The sequence below is a fragment of the Pseudoduganella albidiflava genome, assembly GCF_004322755.1.
Lineage (GTDB): Bacteria > Pseudomonadota > Gammaproteobacteria > Burkholderiales > Burkholderiaceae_D > Rugamonas > Rugamonas albidiflava.
This window is the reverse complement of sequence record NZ_CP036401.1, coordinates 2,640,500-2,661,816: the sequence shown is the minus strand read 5'-3', so window position 1 is coordinate 2,661,816 and position 21,317 is coordinate 2,640,500. Positions and strand designations below refer to the sequence as shown.

16 protein-coding genes are annotated in these 21,317 nt (G+C 67.5%); 13 read left to right on the top strand and 3 right to left on the bottom strand.

The annotated features are described in order from the left end of the window. The first annotated feature begins 7 nt into the window (after window positions 1-7). The 3 genes from EYF70_RS11155 (at window position 8) to EYF70_RS11145 (ending at window position 4,665) form a co-directional block, all read left to right on the top strand. Window positions 8-1,063, top strand: coding sequence for a sugar phosphate isomerase/epimerase family protein (locus EYF70_RS11155; protein WP_131145463.1), 1,056 nt, complete (start codon window positions 8-10; stop codon window positions 1,061-1,063). Further along, window positions 1,060-2,244, top strand: a complete 1,185-nt coding sequence (locus EYF70_RS11150; protein WP_229420814.1) for a Gfo/Idh/MocA family protein — start codon at window positions 1,060-1,062, stop codon at window positions 2,242-2,244. Before EYF70_RS11155 ends, EYF70_RS11150 begins: the two co-directional genes overlap by 4 nt. 222 nt (window positions 2,245-2,466) lie before the next feature. Next, window positions 2,467-4,665, top strand: coding sequence for a TonB-dependent siderophore receptor (locus tag EYF70_RS11145; RefSeq protein ID WP_229420813.1), 2,199 nt, complete (start codon window positions 2,467-2,469; stop codon window positions 4,663-4,665). 132 nt (window positions 4,666-4,797) lie between these two features. On the opposite strand, the gene EYF70_RS11140 is transcribed toward EYF70_RS11145, so the two are convergent. Next, a complete protein-coding gene (locus EYF70_RS11140; protein ID WP_131145462.1) occupies window positions 4,798-7,428 on the bottom strand; it encodes a TonB-dependent receptor in 2,631 nt (876 codons plus the stop codon). Window positions 7,429-7,945: 517 nt separating this feature from the next. On the opposite strand from EYF70_RS11140, the gene EYF70_RS11135 reads away from it, so the two are divergent. The 8 genes from EYF70_RS11135 (at window position 7,946) to lspA (ending at window position 18,128) form a co-directional block, all read left to right on the top strand. Beyond that, the gene (locus EYF70_RS11135) at window positions 7,946-8,368 is read left to right on the top strand and encodes a hypothetical protein (RefSeq protein WP_131145461.1); all 423 of its coding nucleotides are present in this window, start codon (window positions 7,946-7,948) and stop codon (window positions 8,366-8,368) included. Window positions 8,369-8,544: 176 nt separating this feature from the next. Next, a complete protein-coding gene (locus tag EYF70_RS11130) occupies window positions 8,545-9,747 on the top strand; it encodes an efflux RND transporter periplasmic adaptor subunit (RefSeq protein WP_131145460.1) in 1,203 nt (400 codons plus the stop codon). A gap of 12 nt (window positions 9,748-9,759) precedes the next feature. Then, window positions 9,760-12,930 carry an efflux RND transporter permease subunit gene (locus EYF70_RS11125; RefSeq protein WP_131145459.1) on the top strand — a complete coding sequence of 1,057 codons (3,171 nt, stop codon included), beginning with the start codon at window positions 9,760-9,762 and terminating at the stop codon, window positions 12,928-12,930. Then, window positions 12,930-14,381, top strand: coding sequence for an efflux transporter outer membrane subunit (locus EYF70_RS11120; protein ID WP_131145458.1), 1,452 nt, complete (start codon window positions 12,930-12,932; stop codon window positions 14,379-14,381). The genes EYF70_RS11125 and EYF70_RS11120 overlap by 1 nt, the downstream gene beginning before the upstream one ends. A 240-nt stretch (window positions 14,382-14,621) precedes the next feature. After that, on the top strand, window positions 14,622-15,302 hold the full coding sequence (locus EYF70_RS11115) for a response regulator transcription factor (RefSeq protein ID WP_131145457.1): 681 nt from the start codon (window positions 14,622-14,624) through the stop codon (window positions 15,300-15,302). A gap of 11 nt (window positions 15,303-15,313) precedes the next feature. Next, window positions 15,314-16,693, top strand: coding sequence for a sensor histidine kinase (locus EYF70_RS11110; protein WP_131145456.1), 1,380 nt, complete (start codon window positions 15,314-15,316; stop codon window positions 16,691-16,693). 345 nt (window positions 16,694-17,038) lie between these two features. Beyond that, complete coding sequence (locus tag EYF70_RS11105) at window positions 17,039-17,440, top strand: hypothetical protein (RefSeq protein ID WP_131145455.1); 402 nt, start codon at window positions 17,039-17,041, stop codon at window positions 17,438-17,440. Window positions 17,441-17,624: 184 nt separating this feature from the next. Continuing rightward, complete coding sequence (gene lspA / locus EYF70_RS11100) at window positions 17,625-18,128, top strand: signal peptidase II (RefSeq protein WP_131145454.1); 504 nt, start codon at window positions 17,625-17,627, stop codon at window positions 18,126-18,128. Between the two features lie 24 nt (window positions 18,129-18,152). Here the strand turns inward: lspA and EYF70_RS11095 are convergent, their stop codons facing one another. Both EYF70_RS11095 and EYF70_RS11090 read right to left on the bottom strand, forming a co-directional pair. Beyond that, window positions 18,153-18,893, bottom strand: a complete 741-nt coding sequence (locus EYF70_RS11095) for an LrgB family protein (RefSeq protein WP_131145453.1) — start codon at window positions 18,891-18,893, stop codon at window positions 18,153-18,155. Continuing rightward, on the bottom strand, window positions 18,886-19,233 hold the full coding sequence (locus EYF70_RS11090; protein ID WP_131145452.1) for a CidA/LrgA family protein: 348 nt from the start codon (window positions 19,231-19,233) through the stop codon (window positions 18,886-18,888). Before EYF70_RS11090 ends, EYF70_RS11095 begins: the two co-directional genes overlap by 8 nt. A gap of 449 nt (window positions 19,234-19,682) precedes the next feature. On the opposite strand from EYF70_RS11090, the gene EYF70_RS11085 reads away from it, so the two are divergent. Continuing rightward, window positions 19,683-20,498 carry an alpha/beta fold hydrolase gene (locus EYF70_RS11085; protein ID WP_131145451.1) on the top strand — a complete coding sequence of 272 codons (816 nt, stop codon included), beginning with the start codon at window positions 19,683-19,685 and terminating at the stop codon, window positions 20,496-20,498. 3 nt (window positions 20,499-20,501) lie between these two features. Beyond that, on the top strand, window positions 20,502-21,317 hold the full coding sequence (locus EYF70_RS11080; protein ID WP_131145450.1) for a PAS domain-containing protein: 816 nt from the start codon (window positions 20,502-20,504) through the stop codon (window positions 21,315-21,317).

Genomic DNA, 21,317 nt, shown 5'->3' with positions numbered 1-21,317 from the left:
GAAAAGCATGAAGACCATCAAGGGACCGGCGATCTTCCTCGCCCAGTTCATGGGCGGCGAGGCGCCGTTCGACACGCTGGCCGGCCTGGCCGGATGGGCGAAGGGCCTCGGCTACGAAGCCGTGCAATTGCCGACCGACCCGCGCCTGATCGACCTGGACAAGGCCGCCGACAGCCAGACCTATTGCGACGAGATCACTGGCGTGCTCGCCGAGCACGGCCTGCAGATCACCGAGCTGTCGACGCACCTGCAGGGCCAGCTGGTCGCCGTGCATCCGGCCTACGACCAGCTGTTCGACGGCTTCGCGGCGCCGCACGTGCGCGGCAATGCGCAGGCCCGGCAGGAATGGGCCGTCGGCCAGGTGAAGGCCGCGGCGAAGGCGTCCCGGCGCCTGGGGCTGTCCACGCACGCGAGCTTTTCCGGCGCGCTGGCCTGGCCCTACCTGTATCCGTGGCCGCAGCGGCCCGCCGGCCTCGTCGAGGAAGCGTTCGGCGAACTGGCGAAACGGTGGAAGCCGATCCTCGACGTGTTCGACGATGCCGGCGTGGACGTCTGCTACGAGCTGCACCCCGGCGAGGACCTGCACGATGGCGTGACGTTCGAGCGCTTCCTGGCCGCCACGGGCAACCACCCGCGCGCCAACATTTTGTACGACCCCAGCCACTTCATGCTGCAGCAGCTCGACTACCTGGCCTTCATCGACATCTACCATGAGCGCATCAAGGCTTTCCACGTCAAGGACGCCGAGTTCCGGCCCGATGGCCGGCAAGGCGTGTATGGCGGCTACAGCGGCTGGGTGGACCGGGCCGGCCGCTTCCGCTCGCTGGGCGATGGCCAGATCGATTTCACGGGCATTTTCTCGAAGCTGGCGCAATACGACTACAGCGGCTGGGCCGTGCTGGAATGGGAGTGCTGCCTGAAGCACCCGGAAGACGGCGCCCGCGAAGGCGCGGAATTCATCCGCCGCCATATCATCCGCGTGGCCGAACGGGCTTTCGACGATTTCGCCGGCAGCGGCACCGACCGCGCCGCCGTGCGCGCCCTGATGGGGATCCAGGCATGAGCATCATCAACACGAAGGGCTCCGGCACGCCGCTGCCCCGCAAGCTCCGCCTCGGCATGGTCGGCGGCGGCGACGGCGCCTTCATCGGCGCCGTGCACCGCATCGCGGCGCGGCTGGACGACCGCTATGAAGTGGTGGCCGGCGCCCTGTCCAGCAATCCGGAACGGGCCCTGGCCAGCGGCACCGCGCTGCGTTTCGATCCGTCGCGCTGCTATGCCGACTACCGGGAGATGGCACGCGCGGAAAGCCAGCGGCCGGACGGCATCGATGTCGTCGCCATCGTCACGCCGAACCACCTGCACGCGCCGGTGGCCACCGCCTTCCTCGAAGCGGGCATCCACGTCATCTGCGACAAGCCGCTGGGCATCGCCACCGCCGAAGGCGAAGCGCTGGCGGCGCTCGCGCGGGAGAAGAACCGCGTGTTCGCGCTGACCCATACGTACACGGGCTATCCGATGGTGCGGCATGCGCGCGAACTGGTGGCGGCGGGCGAGATCGGCGACGTACGGCTGATCCACGTCGAGTACGCGCAGGACTGGATGGCCGAAGCGGGCCCGCAAAGCGAGCAATTCCAGCGCACCAACTGGCACAACGATCCGGAGCGGGCCGGCCCCACCGGCTGCACCAGCGACATCGGCACGCATGCGTTCCACCTGGCCGGCTTCGTCAGCGGGATCCAGCCGAACGAACTGCTGGCCGAGCTGCACTCGTTCACGCCGGACCGCGTGCTGGACGACCACGTGCAGGTGATGCTGCGCTACCCGAACGGCGCGCGCGGCATGCTGTGGTCGAGCCAGATGGCGACCGGCTGCGAAAACGCGCTCAAGCTGCGCGTGTTCGGCTCGAAGGCCAGCCTCGCCTTCGACCAGGAAAACCCGAACGAGCTGTGGCTGACGCCCCTGGGCGGCAGCGCCCAGCGGCTCACCCGCGGCCGGGTGCGCGGCGCCGCGGCGGAACACGCGACGCGCGTGCCGTCCGGCCACCCGGAAGGCTACCTGGAAGCGTTCGCGCAGCTGTACCGCGATGCCGCCGCGCGCATCCATGCCGTGGATGCCGGGCTGCCCGTGCCGGCGGAGAGCGCCGACCTGCCGACCGTCGACGATGGCGTGGCCGGCATGCGCTTCATCGATGCCGTGCTGGAGAGCGACCGGGGCGGGTCGCGGTGGACGGCGCTGGGGTAGCGCACTGCCATTTTACCGAGGGTGTTGTCGCGCGCACGTGCCGACAACACCCGTCCCGAAGGGCCCCCGTCGGCCCGCGCGTTCCCCCTTCCCCTCTTCAAAATATTGTCGTCCAGTTACATTGTTTACATTGACTTAAGAATGCGAATCGTTATCATTCACGTTCCTAAGTAAAATGACTACCGGTGCACGTCTCGTCCGCACCGATCACTGGACAACAACATGAACAAGAAACACCGCCCGGCCCACGGGCACAAGCTGGGCCGCCTCTCGATGGTGGCCGGCCTCACCGTCACGATGCCGCTGGGCGCCCTCGCCCAGGTCGCCGAACAAGCGCAACCGGTCATGCCGACCGTCGAAGTGCAGGCGCAGAAGGACGGCGACAACGGCTACACCACGCGCGTGGTGGGCACCGCAACGCCACTGGGCCTGTCGATCCGCGAAACGCCGCAGGCGGTTTCCGTGATCACCCGCGAACGGATGGAAGACCAGGGCCTGGCCACCATTACGGACGTGGTCAACAACACCACCGGTGTCTCGGTGAACCAGTATGAAACGCACCGTGCCGGCTTCACTGCGCGCGGCTTCGACATCACCAACCTGCAGATCGACGGCATCCCGACGACGTGGGAACAATCGTGGAGCGCCGGTGAAACGCTGGGCAGCCTGGCCATCTACGAGCGCGTGGAAGTGGTGCGCGGCGCGACCGGCCTGATGACCGGCGCCGGCAATCCGTCCGCCGCGATCAACCTGATCCGCAAGCGCGCCACCAGCAAGGAACTGAGCGGCACGGCCGAACTGGGCATCGGCCGCTGGAACGAGCGCCGCGCCATGGTGGACGTGGGCACGGGCCTGAACCAGAGCGGCAGCGTGCGCGCCCGCGTGGTCGGCGAGTACCGCCAGGCGGACAGCTGGGTCGACTACCTGGAAGACAAGGACAAGACCGTGTTCGCCACCATCGAGGCGGACCTGGCGCCGGGCACGCTGCTGTCGGCCGGCTTCAGCCGCCAGGAAACCGATCCGAAGGGCTCGATGTGGGGCGGCCTGCCGTACTACTACACGGATGGCACGCCGACCAACTGGGACCGCTCGAAGACCACCGCCGCCGACTGGACCACGTGGAGCAGCAGCTACAACAACGCCTTCGTCAACCTGGAACACAACTTCGCCAACGGCTGGCAGGTGCGTGGTTCCTTCAGCCGGGGCGATCGCCGGGGCGATTCCTACCTGCTGTACCTGTCGGGCATTCCCGACCGCGTGACGGGCCTGGGCATGTCCGACTTCTCGGGTTCGTACAACACGCGCTCGAAACAGGACGACGTCAGCCTGCACGCGAGCGGCCCGTTCGCACTGGGCGGCCGCCAGCATGAAGCCGCATTCGGCTACCTGCATTCGAAGCAGGAATTCGTTTCCGACAGCCGCGCCGCAAACTACGGCAACGTCAGTTCGGCCGTGGGCGACTTCAACAACTTCAACCCGGGCGCCTATCCGGAGCCGTCCTGGGGACCGCGCACGTTCTACGAAACCAGCGAAACCAAACAGGAAGGCCTGTACGGCGTGGTGCGCTTCTCGCTGGCCGATCCGCTGAAAGTGATCATCGGCGCGCGCGTCAGCAACTATGAAAAGACCGGCCACGGCCTGTGGACCGCCGCGTACACGATCAAGAAGAACCGCGAAGTGACGCCGTACGCCGGCCTGGTCTACGACATCGACCGCAACTGGTCGGCCTACGCCAGCTACACCGACATCTTCCAGCCGCAGAACCTGAAGGACATCAACGGCGGCCAGCTCGATCCGGTGGTCGGCAAGAGCTATGAAACGGGCATCAAGGGCGCGTTCCTGGACAATCGCCTGAACGCGCAGTTCTCGGTGTTCCGCATCAAGCAGGACAAGCTGGGCGTGGAAGCGGGCATGATCGACCGCGACGGCACCGGCCCGCTGCTGCCGGAAGCGTACTACCGCGCCGCCGAAGGCGCGGAGAGCAAGGGCTTCGAGGCCGAAGTGTCGGGCGAACTGGCACGCGGCTGGAACGCCACGGCAGGCTATGCGTACTTCAAGGCCGAGGATGCCGCCGGCCTGGAGTTCAACAGCATCTACCCGCGCAAGACGTTCCGCGTATTCACCACCTACCGCTTCCCCGGCGAGTTGAGCAAGCTGACGGTGGGTGGCGGCGCGAACTGGGAAAGCCGCACCTGGACCAACGACCCGACCGCGCCGGCCAATACCAGCGGCCAGATCGTGCAGGGCTCGTTCGCGCTGGTCAACCTGATGGCGCGCTACGACATCAACGACCGCCTGTCGGCCCAGCTGAACATCGACAACGCGTTCGACAAGACGCACTACGCCATGTTCTCCGCCTTCAACGCGATCACGTACCAGGCGCCGCGCAGCGTCTCCGCCACGCTGCGGTACAAGTTCTGATCCGACTGCACGCGTGAAAAAGCCCCTGGATTTCTCCAGGGGCTTTTTTTTGCCGGATGCGGCCGGCGACAGCGGCGTTCTGGTGTCGGACACCGTGCCTTTCGGCATCCGACACCAGGCTGCGTCTTGCTGTTACAGCGCCCAGCGCATCGACAGCCCGATTACCCGGTCATAGCGCCGGATGTCGCGCGGGTTGCTGGGGATGCCGTGGTAGTCGTTGTACTTTCGGTCCGTCAGGTTTTCCACGTCCAGCGTGACGCCGATCTTGTCGTTGATCTTGTAGGTGATCGACGCGTCGGCGGTCTTGATCGGGTCGACGATCAGGTCGAAGCCCAGGCCGCGGTAGTTGTAGGTATCGACGAACTTCGAGCGCCAGTTGTAAGCCAGGCGGCCGGACCACGGGCCCCGCTCGTACAGCGCGACGATGTTGTAGGCGTTCTTCGACATGTTGACGAACGGGCTTTCGATGCCCCGGTCTTCCAGGCGGCCCTGCATGTACGTGTAGTTCGCCTCAAGCCCGAAACCGTTCAGCCAGCCCGGCAGGAAGTCGTAGAACTGGCGGTATGCGAGTTCGATGCCTTTCAGCTCGCCACCTTCCATATTGCGCGGGCGTTCCACGAGATAACGCGTGCCATTGACCGTTTCAAAGTCCTGGCGGCGGATCACGTAGTTCTTGAAGTCGTGCTTGAACAGCGTGGCCGTCAGGCTGCCGGTCGGCGCGAAATACCACTCGGCCGCCACGTCGACATTGGTGCCCTCGATCGGTTTCAGGTCCGGATTGCCGCCGTTGCCGTTCGGGTCGACCGTGCCGCCACCGCCCGCGTTGTACGTGGTGCCCGGGTTGAAATCGGCGAACGCCGGGCGCTGGATCGCCTTGCCCGCGTTGAGGCGCAGCACCACGTCCTCGGTCGCCATCGCTTTCAGCGTCAGGTTCGGCAGCGCGTCGGTGGTGCTGGTCTTCCTGTTCACGGCCACGGGGTTCAGCACGCCGTTCGTCCAGATTCCGCTGAAGCCGTTCACGTCCAGTTCCGTACGCACCACCCGCACGCCGGCCGTGCCTTCGACCGGGACGCCGCCCACGGTGAAGCCGAACTTCGTCTTGCCGTAGAGGGCGCTCGTGTCTTCCTGGTTCGTGTACAGCGAAAACGGATCGGCCGGGCCCTTGCCGGCCGGGCGCCCGTATAGCTGGCGCAGCTTGTCCATGTTGGCGTGCATGTAGCTCGCGCACGGCGTGACCCAGCTGGCCAGGCCATAGTCATTGGCCATCTCCATCGACTGGCAAGCGAAGCCCGGCAGCGAACCTGGCGCCGGCAACCCCGCCGGGGCCAGGATCTGGCCGTTGCTCTGGGTCTGGTACGACGCCTTGCGTTCGGCCAGGCGCATGCCGAAGCTCAGTTCCTTCAGGAAACCATCCGAGCCGGGATTCCACGTGGCGTCCACGCGCCAGTCGTTCGACTGGCCGCGGGCATTGCTCCAGTTGTCGAAGAAGGTATGCAGGCGGTAGTTGGCCGGGTTGTCCATGTCGTAGCCCGGATACGTGAAGTAGCCGCCACCGTTGCGGTAGGTTTCGCCGGCCACCGTCGGCGGAGACGTCAGCAGGTCGAGAATCGGGAAGTCCTGCTTCCACTTGCTGTTGGTGCGCGCCAGTTCGGTGGTGATGGTCCAGTCGTCGTTGACTTTCCAGCGCGCGCCGAACGCGCCCTGGTGGGTTTCCGAATCGTCGTTCGGCGCCTGGGTCGACGACAGCGTGAACGGGTTGGCATTCACGCTCGTCATCGTGGCGACCTGGTTGGTGCCCGGGATCAGCGTGTATTGCGTGTTCGGGCTCCAAGCCTGGCCGGACACGAAGAACTGGCGCTGCGCGTCGTGGTCGATGCGGGTCGACCAGCCTTCGGCGAACATTTCCAGCGAACGGTTCGGGCGCCACTGGAATGCCCAGTTGGCGGCCGTGCGCTCGCGCTTGCCCTGGTACAGCACGTGGCCCAGGTCGAACGGTCCGGTGACCGGCGAGGCGGCGCCCAGCACGGCGGCCGGAGGCGAGTTCCACGTCACTTCGTCGTGATAGTTGCCCTTCTGGTACGACAGGCCGAGCAGCGCGCCGATCTCGCCGAAGTCGCCCTTCCAGCGGTTGCTGATCGTGCCGGAAGCCTGCGGATCGTTGGTCTTGGACTTGTCGCGGTTTTCCACGCGGCCCTGCACGTTGGCCGAGAAGCCCTTGAAGTCGAACGGGCGCGCGGTGCGCACGTCGATCACGCCGGCCGTACCGCCCTCCACCATCTCGGCGCCCTGCGTCTTGTACACGTCCACGCGCTGGAGCATCGTGGTGGGAATGTCGGCCAGGTACAGGCTCCGGTCGCGCGACGTATAGACTTCGCGGCCGTTCAGCAGGGTGACCAGGCCGGTCAGGCCGCGGATGACGACGTTCGCCGCCTCGCCGTATTCGCGGCGGATCTGCACGCCCGAAACGCGGCCCAGGATCTCGGCCACGTTCTTGTCCGGGAACTTGCCGGCTTCCTCGGCGACGATCGAATCGATCACTTCATCGGAATTGCGCTTGATCGCCTGTGCGCTCTGGGCGGCGCGGCGCACGCCGGTGACGACGACGGTGGTGGCCGCTGTGGCCTGCTGCTCGGCCGCCACCTGGGCATCCTGTGCCCACACGGACGCGCTGGAAAGGATGCCCGCGCCAGCCAGCGCGGCAACCGACAGTTTCATTTTCAAATTGCGGGATGGGCGGACCGCGCCGGTTCCGGTGTCATTCATGCTGCATCTCCTGTGGTTCTGTCTTTTTTATGCGCTGCGTGGGCAACGTTTCATGGTGCTGCGAATCCATCTTAAGTGAGTAGAAAATTATCGATCCAATCAATTTTTGGGGGTTTTCGATACCAAAACTGGTATCACGCATCATTCCCGGCCGCTCGCCTGGGCACCCGGGCGATCCCCGCTCGCCATGCGCTGTCCAGGCCCGTTTCTCGGCGTGTACAGGAGTGGCGACGCCCTGCCGATCGCTGTTGGCGAGTGGCCGGCACCCCGTCGAATGAACGGACAGATGCCAGGCCAGGAAGCTGGCAAGGCGCCACCCGGCAGTGCCTGCCGGACCGCACGCACGTTCGATTTTCTGGCCATACTGTGACCATTTCGCAACAAAAGCTTCCGCCAGCCGGCTCCCCGGCCGTCGGCCGGTGCCAAATACCCTTTGCATGAGTGGGCAATGCGGGCTACTCTGCCCCATGCCGGTTTCCCGATGGCGGAACGCCGGCCGGCGATGGAGACCCGAGCAATGAGAGATGCACGCCACGATGCCGACACAGCGCGCACGATCGATATCGCGGTGGTCCTGCAAAAGCTGCGCGGGACCGACGAAGCGATCGACTACCTGCGTTATGCCCACGTCGCCGAGGCGCTCATCGCGCGCGTGCTCGCGGCGGGCGGTTCGCGCGCCACGATGACGGTGGTGTGGCGCAGTCCGCCGGCAACCGGTGAAGCGCCATGCGAACAGGAAGTACCCAGGGCGCCCCGCTTCTACCATGTCGACAGCCGAAGGCACGACGTGGTGCGCGCGGCGGTGGTACAGGCCGCCATCGCCCTGGCCGGGAAGATGGATCCCGCCCGCGCCGAGCGCTTGCTGCGCCGCGAGGCGCTGTCCGATGAAACGATTGCCCGCGTGCTGTCCGGCGACGACAGCCGGCGGCGCCTCAGGTAACCGCGGCAATGCCGCGGCGGCGCCCACGCAGCGCCGTGTTTTGTCCGCGCCGTGTTTTGTCCGCGCCGTGTTTCGCCCAGATTAACGATAATTAATGATTCGGCCATTCCCCCTTCAGCCGCTACGCGGCATAGTGCGGGGTGGACTCCATCGTTAACCTGTCATCCGGACCATTCATGCCATTTTCCTTTCCCCGGCGCCGCGCGGGCCTGGCTGCCGCATGCGCCGCGGCCGCGCTGGCCCTGTACGGCTGCGGTGCCGACCCCGCTCCGAAAGCCGCCACCGTTCCCCAGGTTGCCACGCTGACCGTCGAGCGCAGCAGCGTGCCGCTGGCCCTCGAGCTGCCCGGCCGCACGGCGCCGTTCCTGCTGGCCGAAGTGCGCGCCCGGGTCGACGGCATCGTGCAGGACCGCCGCTTCACCGAAGGGGCGGACGTGCGCAAGGGCGACCCGCTGTACCTGATCGATCCCGCGCCGTACCGGGCCGCGCTGTCGAGCGCACAGGCCACGCTGCAGCGGGCCCGGGCGAACCTGGTCAGCAGCACGTCGCAACTGGAACGCTACAAGGTGCTGGTCGGCGGGAATGCCGTCAGCAAGCAGGCGTTCGACAATGCCGAGGCGGCGCAGTTGCAGGCCGCCGCCGACGTGGCCGCGGCGGAAGCGGCCGTGACCACGGCGCGCATCAACCTCGGCTATACGAGCGTGACCGCGCCTATCGCCGGGCGCAGCAGCGTATCGCAGGTGACCCAGGGCGCCTACGTGCAGGCCGGGTCCGCCACGCTGCTGACCACGATCCAGCAGCTCGATCCCATGTATGTCGACCTGCAGCAATCGAGTGCCGAGGGGCTGGCGCTGCGGCGCGATATCGCCAGCGGCAGCCTGAAGCTGGAAGGCGCCGGCAAGGCCCAGGTGCGCCTGAAGCTGGAAGACGGCAGCACGTACGCACACCCGGGCATCCTGGAATTTTCCGGCGTGACGGTCGACCGGGATACCGGCTCCGTCACGCTGCGGGCCCGCTTCCCCAACCCGGACAAGCTTCTGCTGCCTGGCATGTTCGTGCGCGCCAGCGTGGAACAGGGCGTGCGGCAAGGTGTCGTGCGCGTGCCCGCCACCGCCGTGACGCGCAACCCGCAGGGCGAAGCCACCGTGATGCTGGTCGGCGGCGGCAACAAGACCGAGGTGCGCACCGTGCAGGCCAGTGCGCTGGTCGATGGCCACTGGCTGGTGGAGCACGGCCTGAAGGATGGCGAGCGCCTGATCGTCAGCGGCGTGCAGAAGCTGCGCCCCGGCATCGTCGTGACGCCGCGCGCCGCGGCACCGCGCAGGCTGGCCACGGCGCCTGCCGCGGCCGCGCCCCCCACCGCCCCCGCGGCCCGCTGAGGATGAGCAGCCATGGCTAGATTCTTCATCCAGCGGCCCATCTTCGCGATCGTGATTTCGCTGCTGATCATGCTGGTCGGCGGCATCGCGCTGTTCAAGATGCCGGTCGAGCAATATCCGCCCGTGTCGCCACCGTCCGTGCAGATCCAGGCCACCTTCCCCGGCGCCTCGGCCGAGACCATGGCCAATACCGTGGTGCAGGTGATCGAGCAGCAGATGACGGCGATCGACAACCTGCTGTACATGACCTCCACCACCGACGATACCGGCCAGTCGACCACCACGCTGACCTTCGCGCCGGGTACCGATCCCGATATCGCTCAGGTACAGGTGCAGAACAAGCTGCGTTCGGCCGAGCCGCGCCTGCCCTCGGAAGTCCAGCAGTCGGGCCTGCGCGTAACGAAGTCGACCAGCGATTTCCTGATGGTCGCGGCCTTTGTTTCCGAAGACAACAGCATGACCAAGTTCGACATCGCCAACTACGTGGCGTCGAACATCCAGGACCCGCTGTCGCGCATTCCCGGCGTGGGCAGCCTGAACGTGTTCGGCACCCAGTACGCGATGCGCATCTGGCTCGATCCCGTCAAGCTGACGGGTTACGCGCTGACGCCGCTGGACGTGAACCGCGCGATCCAGGCGCAGAACGTGCAGATTTCCGGCGGCCAGCTGGGCGGTTCGCCCGCCGTGGCGGGGCAGACACTGTCCGCCACCATCAACCAGGCCAGCCTGCTGCGCACGCCCGAGGAATTCCGCCGCATCCTGCTGAAGGTGCAGCCGGACGGCTCGTCGGTGCGGATCGGCGACGTGGCGCGCGTGGCGCTGGGCCCGGAAAACTACAACGTGGACGTGCGCTACAGCGGCAAGTCCGCGTCCGGCGTGGGCATCCAGCTGGCGCCGGGCGCCAACGCGCTGACCACCGCGGACGCGGTGCGCGCCCGCCTCGACGAGCTGAAGGCGTTCTTCCCGAATGGCCTGGTGGTGGTGTACCCGAACGACGTGACGCCGTTCATCGAAGTGTCGATCCACGAAGTGGTCGTCACGCTGTTCGAGGGCATCGCGCTGGTGTTCCTCGTCATGTACCTGTTCCTGCAGAATCTGCGCGCCACGCTGATCCCGTCGATCACCGTGCCGGTGGTACTGCTCGGTACCTTCGGCATCATGTCGGCGCTGGGCTTCACCGTCAACACGCTGTCCATGTTCGGCCTGGTGCTGGCCATCGGCCTGCTGGTGGACGATGCCATCGTGGTGGTGGAAAACGTCGAGCGGGTGATGCACGAGGAAGGCCTGGGCCCGTACGAGGCGACCGAGAAGGCGATGAGCCAGATCACCAGCGCGCTGGTGGGCGTGGCGCTGGTGATCTCGGCCGTGTTCGTGCCGGTGGCGTTCTCCAGCGGCACGGTGGGCGCGATCTACCGGGAATTCTCGCTGACCGTGGTGGCGTCGATGCTGCTGTCGGTCTTCATCGCGCTGACACTGACGCCGGCGCTGTGCGCGACGATGCTCAAGCGGCCGGACCCGGACCACCATGACAAGCGCGGCTTCTTCGGCTGGTTCAACCGCGGCTTCGAGAAGAGCCGCGACCGCTACCTGGGCGGCGTGGCCGCCATCGTGCGCCGGCGCGGCGTGTGGATGGCGCTGTACGTGGTGCTGGTCGGCGTCGTCGCGCTGCTGTTCCTGCGGCTGCCGGGCGGCTTCCTGCCACGCGAGGACCAGGGCTACATGTTCGTGCAGGTGCAGACGCAGCCCGGCAGCACGCTGGAAACCACCGGCAAGGTGCTGGAAGAGATCAACCAGTACCTGCTGAACGACGAAAAGGCGATGGTCGACTCCACCTTCGCCACGATCGGCGCCAGCCAGCCGAACCGGGGCCAGAACCAGGGCCGCCTGTTCGTGCGGCTCAAGCCGTGGGACGAGCGCACCGGCGACGAGCTGTCCGTCTCGGCGCTGAGCAGCCGCATCTCGGCCCGCTATGGCGACTTCCAGGGTGCCCAGGTCACCGCGGTGGAACCGCCGCCGATCCGCGGCCTGGGTTCGGCCACCGGCTTCTCGCTGCAGATGCAGGACCGCGGCGGCCTTGGCCACGAGGCGCTGGCGAAGGCGCGCGACCAGCTGCTGGACCTGGCGAAGAACGAACCGGCGCTGGCGCGCGTGCGCTTCACGGGCCAGGCCGACAACGCCACCTACAAGATCGACATCGACCGCGAAAAAGCCGCCGCGCTGGGCGTGAACCTGACGGACGTGGATCAGACCTTCTCGACGGCCTGGGGGTCGCGCTACATCAACAACTTCCTCGACACGGACAACCGCATCAAGCGCGTGTACGTGATGGCCGATGCGCCATTCCGCATGAATCCCGACGACATCCGCTTCCTGCACGTGCGCAACGCGGCCGGCACCATGGTGCCGTTCTCCGCGTTCGCCAGCGCCCGCTGGACCTGGGGCGCGCCCGCGGTGCAGCGCTACAACGGCATCGCTTCGGCCGAGATCCTGGGCCAGCCCGCGCCCGGCCACAGTACCGGGGAAGCCATGGAAATCATGGAGCGCCTGATGGGCCAGCTGCCGGACGGCATCGGCTACGAATGGAGCGGCATCTCGCTGCAGGAAGCCCAGGCGGGCGCCCAGGCGCCGCTGCTGTACGGCCTGTCGATCCTGGTGGTGTTCCTGTGCCTGGCCGCGCTGTATGAAAGCTGGGCCATTCCTGTCTCCGTGATCATGGTGGTGCCAATCGGCGTGCTGGGCGCGCTGGCCGCCGCCACGCTGTTCGGGCTGGAAAACGACGTGTTCTTCCAGGTCGGCCTGCTGACGACGATCGGCCTGTCGGCCAAGAACGCGATCCTGATCGTGGAATTCGCCCGCGAACTGCAGCTGGAAGGGCGCGGCGTGCTGGAGGCCGCGATGGAAGCGGCCAAGCTGCGCCTGCGCCCGATCCTGATGACGTCGATGGCATTCGTGCTGGGCGTGCTGCCGCTGGCCATCGCCAGCGGCGCCGGCGCCGCCAGCCAGAACGCGCTGGGCATCGGCGTGATCGGCGGCATGCTGACGGCCACCTTCCTGGCCACGTTCATGATTCCGCTGTTCTTCGTGCTGGTGGCCGGCAAGATCAGGGACCGCAAGCGTGCGTCATCTCAATCCGGCAACCATCCGCCAGCTGTGGTCACGCCCGCGGGCCAGGAGGTCAATTGATGAAACACTTGCCCATCTTGCTTGCGGTCGCCGCGCTGGCCTCCGGCTGCACCTTGCAGCCCGCCTACCAGCGCCCGGCCGATCTTGCGCCGGCGGCCTTTCCCACCGGCCCGGCCTACGCGGCGGCGGCTTCCGCGAACGCCACCCCGGCCGCCGACACGGGCTGGCAGGATTTCCTCGCCGATGCGCGCCTGCGCCAGCTGGTCGGTATAGCGCTGGCCGGCAACCAGGACTTGCGCATCGCCCTGCTCCGTGTCGCCCAGGCGCGCACGGCCCTGCAGTCGCAGCGCAGCGCCGCCCTGCCCCAGGTGGGCGTGGAAGCTTCCGGCACGCGCGGCAGGAACGCCGCCGGCGCCACCACGCACGCCAATGCCGTCGCGTTGACGGCCGCATGGGAAGTCGACCTGTTCGGCCGCCTGCAAAGCCTGACGGACGCGGCCCGCGAACAGTACGTGGCCAGCGCCCATGGCCGCCAGGCCGCACACATCCTCCTCGTTGCCCAGGTGGCGGAGCAGTATTTCGCCATGCTGGCCTACGAGGAACAGCTGGCCGTCACCGAGGAAACGCTGGCGGCGGCGCGCGAATCCTACCGCATCGTCAAGCTGCAGTTCGATACGGGCACCGTTTCCGAACTCGATGAAACGCTGGCGCGCGGCACGCTGGAACAGGCGCAGGCCAATCACGCGGCGCAGCAGCGGCTTCGCGCGCAGGCGGAAAACGCGCTGCTGCTGCTGCTGGGCCAGCCCCTGCCGCCCGCCCCGGGGCCCGCCACGCCGCTGGACCGGCAGTCGATGCTGGCCGCGCAGTTTCCCGATATCCCCGCCGGCTTGCCGTCCGACCTGCTGCTGCGCCGGCCGGACGTGCTGCAGGCCGAGGCGCAGTTGCGCGCGGCGTACGCCGACATCGGCGCGGCCCGCGCGGCATTCTTCCCGAACATCCAGCTCACGGCCGCCGCCGGCACCGCCAGCACCGCTCTGGGCCAGCTGTTCGAGGCCGGTACCGGGGTCTGGTCGTTCGCGCCCAGCCTGGTGCTGCCCCTGTTCGATGGCGGCGCGCGCCAGGCCAGCCTGGATAACGCCCGCATCGCCCGCGATATCGGCGTGGCGCAGTACCGGCAGGCGGTGCAGGTGGCGTTCCGCGAGGTCGCCGATGGCCTGGCGGCCCGCGGCACCTACGATACCGAACTGGCCGCGCGCCAGCGCGACGTGGCGGCCCAGCAGCGCCGGCTGGAACTGGCCGAGCTGCTGTATTCCAGCGGTGCCAGCGATTACCTGGCCGTGCTGACGGCGAAAACGGACCTGTACAATGCCCGCGTCTCGCTGATCGCGGCCCGGCAGAACCAGCTCGCCGCGCTGGTGGGGCTGTACCGCGCGCTGGGTGGCGGGTGGCTGGAACGGACCGGAGAGACGCCGGCGCGGGCGGATACCGGGGTGGCGGCGCCAGCCAGCTGAACCGGTCAACCCAGGCGCGGCTGCCGGGGTCGGCCCTGATGCCGTCCAGGTAAGCCTACCCCAAGTGCAAGTACCGGGGTCAGGAGGGATGCTAGCATGCATGCCAGCATCGTTCAGCAGGCGCGAAGCATGCTTCGCGAAATCCCTGCTTCACCCCGCCGGGTCTGACCCCAGCCCTTCGCCGTTGGGGTAGATGCCTGCGTCAACCACACGCAAGCAGATAAAGCAGATGAGCACACCATGAAACTCCTCCTCGTCGAAGACAACGAACGGGTCGCCCGCTTCGTCAAGAAGGGCCTGGCCGAAGCGGGCCACACGGTCGATCACGCCGATAACGGCCGCGACGGCATGAACCACGCCGTCAGCGAACCGTACGACGCGATCGTGATGGACCGCATGCTGCCCGGCGGGATCGACGGCCTGGCCATCGTGGCGGCGCTGCGCCAGCAGGGCAACCGCGTGCCGATCCTGATCCTGTCGGCGCTCGATGGGGTGGACGAGCGCATCCACGGCCTGAAGAGCGGCGGCGACGATTACCTGGTGAAACCGTTCGCGTTCGGCGAACTGCTGGCCCGCCTCGACGCCCTGCTGCGCCGCGCGCAACCGCAGGCGGTGGACACCACGTTGACGCTGGACGACCTGAGCATGGACATGCTGGCCCACAAGGTGACGCGCGCCGGCAGGCCGGTGGCTTTGCAGCCGCGCGAATTCAAGCTGCTCGGCTACCTGATGCGCCATGCGAACCAGGTGGTGACGCGCACGATGCTGCTGGAAAACGTGTGGGACTACCACTTCGATCCGCAGACCAACGTGATCGACGTCCACATCAGCAAGCTGCGGCAAAAGATCGACGCCGGCTTCGGCAAGCCGCTGCTGCGCACCGTGCGAAACGCCGGCTACATGCTGACCGACCAGCCGTAGCGGGACCAGGCATGAGACTCCCCGGCTTTTCCGCCCGCACCATCGCGATCGGCTATGCGTTCGTCACCCTGCTGGTGCTGGCGATGTTCGCCTCGCCGCTGTGGTACGCGTGGCGCACCAACATCCAGGAGGTGCGCACCGAGCTGCTGGCCTCCGAAGCGCAGCGCCTCGGCAACCTGTTCCGGCGCGGCGGGCCGGCCGCGCTGACCACGGCCATCGACAGCCAGGTGGAGGGCACCAACGATGGCGTGCGCAAGATCATCCTGTTGATGGCCCCGAACGGCGCGAAGCTGGCCGGCAACCTGCCCGCCTGGCCCGGGGGCTTGCCGGACCGCGACGGCGTCAGCTCGGCCACCATCCGCGTCGACGGCGTGCCGCGCCGGATCGAACTGGTACGCGTGACGCTGGGGCGTGGCTACCGCCTGCTGATCGCCAGCAACCTGAACCGCTTCGACGAGCTGGAACGGCTGTTCGTGTACGGCTTGCTGGGCTGCGGCGCGGCGGTGCTGGTGGGCGCGGCGCTGGGCGGGGTGCTGATCCGCCGCGCCCTGCTCACCCGCGTGCAGGGCATCAGCCAGACCACGGCCGCGATCATCGAGGGCAAGCTGTCGCGCCGGCTCGCGGCGCCGCGCGATGGCGACGAACTGCAACTGCTGACGCGCACCGTCAACCGCATGCTGGACCAGATCGAGCACCTGGTGACGGGCGTGCAGGACGTGTCGAACGCCATCGCGCACGACTTGCGCACGCCCCTGTCCGAGCTGCGCGCCCGGCTGGAAGAGCTGTCCGTCAACCGCCCGAACGAGGAAGAAACGTTTGCCGAGATCGATGCGGCCATCAACGACGTCGACCGCGTGATGAAAATCTTCAACGCGCTGCTGCGCCTGGCCGAGATCGACAGCGGCAGCCGCCGCAACGGTTTCGTGCCGGTGGACGTGACGAACCTGGCGGCCGAGGTGGCCGAGTTCTATGCGCCGGTGGCGGAGCTGCGCAATATCGCGCTGGCGTTCACGCCGCGTGGCGCATTGCGCGCCGTCGGCGACCCGGTGCTGCTGGCGCAGGCGCTCGGCAACCTGGTGGAGAATGCGTTGAAGTACGCGCCCGAAGGCGGCGTGATCGCCATCGCCGTGCAGCGACCGCAGCGCGACATGCTGGAAATCGTGGTGAGCGACAATGGCCCCGGCATCGCCGAAGATGAACGGCCGCGCGTCGTCGAGCGCTTCTACCGGGGCGACACCAGCCGCGGCACGCCCGGCGTGGGGCTGGGCCTGTCGGTGGTCTCCGCCGTGGCCCGCCTGCATGGCGGCGTGCTGCTGCTGGCCGATAACCGGCCCGGCTTGCGGGCGACGCTGCAGGTGGCGGTCAGCCCGGCCGGCGGCACGCAGGCCTGATTCAGCGCGTCGCCGCAGCTTCGCTACGGATGGCGCCAGGCACCGCCGGGAAGGGTCCAGGAATCGCCTCATCGTTCATCTTGATCCGGCCGGCACCGATTGGTGCACGCATTTCGGTACCGGCTCCTGTGGTCGCCGGTGCCTTACCCGATTGCGTCGTCCGCCATCCCGGTACCGCAACGAAATTCGAAGGCAAGTAACGGCTGGATGGCGCATCCATCGAATACGGCACGCTCCAGTTCTAATGCAGGGCTAAGAGCCAAGGTGGATACTCTTCACTCATGAGGAATTGTTTATTTGCCCAGCCACTGAATCCGCCAGGATCGGGGCATAACCTGGACTGAAATGATGAAAAGAGTCTCGACCCTGATCGGCGCAACGATCGCCGCGATACTGTGCGCCGGAATCGGCTTCGTGGCAGGCGCCATCACGGCGGGCTCCAGGGGCTGGCTCTCGCCGGTAGTGCGCGTTGTCGTGGAAAACCGTAGCGGCGAGGACGTCGCGAACGTCGTGCTGACGCATCGATCGGGCGGTCGAACAAGCACAGTCCAGTTGCCTGCCTTGAAGAACCGCCAGTCTGCCCAGCTGAGATACATCGCAGGCAATGCCGGCGGCTACGAGATCAGCGCGACGTTTGCCGACGGCAGGACGTTGAAGGGTGGGTCCGGCTACGCCGAAGGAGGATATTCGACGAGCGAAATCATCACCGCATCGACCATCAAGGGCAGTCCGGGCTTCCTCGACTGACGCGGATGGCCAGTTCGATCCGCCGGTGCCCGATGGCGCCGCGTCCGGCCGCCACGTGTTGCAATCCGCCGCTATACGCTGCGGGAGCTTGCCGGTACACTGCGGCTTGCCCTCCGTTGCCGAACCGGCAAGCTGCGGCTGTCGACCACTGGCTAGCTACCCTTCACCTGGCAAGGACAGAACCATGAACAGGCTCGGAAGAACGTCGCTCTTGCTGCTCGTGCTGTTTTCCTGCGTCGGCTGCGACCAGGCGACGAAACAGCTTGTCCGTGTGTGCCTGCCGGACCCGGTCACCTACTCCTTCTGGGGCGACTTCGTGCGCTTGCAGCACGTGCAGAACCACGGTGCCTTTCTCAACCTTGGCGCCACGCTTCCCGAGCCGGTCCGGTTCGCCATCTTCACCATTGCCATTGCCCTCGTGCTGGCCGGCCTGGTGGCATACGCGATCCGGAAGCCCGGCATCATCACGATCCACGTCGTCGCCATCGCGCTCATTGCCGGCGGCGGCGCCGGCAACCTGATCGACCGGATCCTGTTCGGCGGCGGGGTGACCGATTTCCTCAATATCGGCATCGGGCCGCTCCGTACGGGCATCTTCAACGTTGCCGACGTGGCGATCATGGCGGGTGCCGGCTTGCTGCTGTACCGGGGCCGCCGTGGCGGAGGCCGCGCGCCGGGCAGCAGGTAAAAGAACCGTATGCGGTGACCGGCGCTACACGCCCAGCCACCGGAGCACCAGCGGAATCAGCCCCGGCGCCAGCAGCGCGGTCAGCACCCCGTTCAGGCCCATCCCCAGGCCGGCGAACGCGCCCATCTCCGCGCTGACCTGGAACGCCCGCGCGGTGCCGATGCCGTGCGAAGCCACGCCCAGCGCGAAGCCGCGCACTTCGTGGGAATGGATCTTCATCCAGCCGAAAAGGAAGCGCGCGGTGACGGCGCCGAAGATGCCGGTGCCGATCACCAGGACGGCGGTCAGCGATGGCAGGCCGCCCAGCCGTTCCGACACGGCCATGGCGATCGGCGTGGTGGCCGATTTCGGGCCGGCCGAACGGGCCAGTTCCGCCGTCCCGCCCAGGGCAACGACGATGCAGACCGCCGAAACGATGGCCGTGACGGAACCGCATACCAGTGCCAGCGTCACCGGCAGGAAAGCGCGGCGCAGGCGGGGCAACTGGCGCACCAGCGGCACGGCCAGCGCCACGGTAGCGGGTCCGAGCAGGAAGTGCACGAACTGGGCGCCGGCGAAGTACCGCTCATACGACATGCCGGACAACCACAGCACCGCGCAGACCAGGGCGATCGCGATCGCCACCGGGTTGGCCAGCGCCGAGAACTTGCAGCGGGCATACATGGCCTGCGCCACAGCGTAGGCGCACAGGGTCAGCGTCAATCCCAGCAGTGGCGAGGCGGAAAGATAGACCCAGAAGGAGCGCAGCTCCGCCAGCTCAAACATCGCCATCCTTCGGGCTGGCCGCGCGCAGCACCAGGGCCGTCACGGCCAGCGTCAGCAGCGTGCTGCCCATCAGGCCCGCCAGCAGTGCCAGCCAGTGCCCGCTGCTGGAAGATGCCGCCGCCACGATGCCGACGCCGGCCGGGACGAACAGCAGCGACAGGTGGCGCAGCAGTTCGTTGGCATCGGCTTCGATCTTCCGCTGCAGCGCCGGCGCCGCGAGCAGGGCGGCGAACAGCAGCAGCATGCCGATGACCGGCCCGGGAACGGGCAGGTGCAGCACATAGGCGATGCCCTCCCCCAGGCACTGGAACAGCAGCAGGATGGTAAAGCTCACGAGCATGGCATTTCCTCTTTGGGTTTTATTAGTGATGTCTTGTCCGGGCTGCGCTGCGCGCCGCCGCGGGCCATTCGCAGAACGCGTCGGCCGCCAGCGTGCGCAGCCAGCTGTTGCCTTCGTCCTGATTGTAGCGCCCGTACCGGAACACGCTGGTTCGCAGCGCGGCCAGCCATCCGCGATCACGCTGCCCGATGGAGAACAGCGCCCCTTCCTCGAGGCTGGCGACACGGTCGTGCTGCGTGGCCGTGCTGCGACCGGACCTGCCGCGCGTCGGCTTCGGCGAGGCTGCGGGCGCGGTTCTCCCGCCCCGCTGAGCGCCCGGGCCGCATGCGCGCTCATGCCCGCGCAAGCCTGCTACACTGGAATGGCGGCGGCGTGGAGAGCACGGACGCGGAGATCATGGACGCGAAGATCATGGACGCTAAGGACATGGACGCTAAGGACATGGGACGATGAGCATCCGGCAGCGCAACAACGTGAAGGCGTGGGGCAGCGGTTCGACAACGCTGCTGTTCGCGCACGGCTTCGGCTGCGACCAGTCGATGTGGCGCTTCCTGCTGCCGGCCTTCGAAGGCCGCTACCGCATCGTCGTCTTCGACGCGGTCGGCAGCGGCGCCTCCGACTGGAGCGCCTACGATCCCGCCCGGTATGGCACGCTGCTCGGCTACGCGCGGGACGTGCTGGAAATCGCCGATGAATTCGCCGAAGGGTTTGCCGACCGGCCGGTAGTGTTCGTGGGCCACTCGGTGGCGGCCATGGTCGGGCTGCTGGCCACCATCCTGCAACCGGGCCGCTTTGCCGCCCAGGTGATGGTCAGCCCGTCGCCATGCTACCTGAACGATGGCGACTACCGTGGCGGCTTCTCGCTGGCGGACATCGAAGACCTGCTGCAGACGCTGGCGGACAACTACGAGGGCTGGGCGCGCGCCATGGCCCCCGCCATCATGGGCGCGCCGGCCCGGCCCGAGCTCAGCGGCGAACTGGTCGACAGTTTCTGCCGCGCCGATCCGGCCATTGCCGCCCACTTCGCCCGCGTGACCTTCCTGTCCGATCACCGTGCCGACCTGCCCCGTTCGACCACTCCCGCCCTCATCCTGCAATGTTCGGAAGACCTGATCGCACCACGCGCCGTCGGGGAATTCACGCACCGTGCGCTGCGCGGCAGCGAATTGCACGTCATCGACAACATCGGCCATTGCCCCCACATGAGCGCGCCGCGCGAGTGCGCGGCCGCGATGTCGCCCTTCCTGCGGCAATGGACGGATTGACCCATGGCCGCCACGCGAGGTCCACTGCCAGACCAGCCCGCTTCCCGCGATACCTTGCCGCAACCCGCCCGGCCGCATGACCAGGCATCGCTTCCCCTGGGCGAGGAACTGTTCGACCATGCGCCGTGCGCCCTGCTGCTGACCGATCCGGACGGCACGATCCTGCGCGCGAACGGCACCAGCGTGGCCTGGCTCGGCTACCCGCAACACGAGCTGACCGGCGGCATGCGGCTGCAGGACTTGCTCAGCATCGGTGGCGGCGTGCTGTACCAGTCGCACTGCCAGCCGCTGCTGCGCCTGCAGAACGCCGTTGCCGACGTGCAGATCGACCTGGTGCGGCGCGATGGCGCGCGCGTGCCGGCGCTGCTCAACGTCACGCGCCGCCGCTTCGCTACCGGCGTGCTGGATGAACTGGCTTTCTTCGCCGCAGGCGACCGCCGCGCCTATGAACGCGAGCTGCAGCGCAGCCGGGCCGAATTGCTCGCGGCGCAGGCGGCATCCAGCGAAGCGACGACCAGGCTGCGCGCCGCCATCGGCGAACTGGCCGCCGCCGAGCACCGCCGGCAGGAGTTCCTGATAGCGTTCTGCCAAGACCTGCGCAACCCGCTGGCGCCCATGCGCAGCGGGATGGACCTGCTGAAAATCATGCTGCCGCCCGATCACGGATCGGCCCGGCTGGTGGCGATGCTGGACCGCCAGCTGCGCGAACTCGTGCAGCTGGTCGACAGCGTGGCCGATGCCGGCGGACGCAACGCGCCGGGCGGCAGGGATGACGCGGCACCGGACGAAGCGGCACCGGACACACCGCCGCCGCCCTGA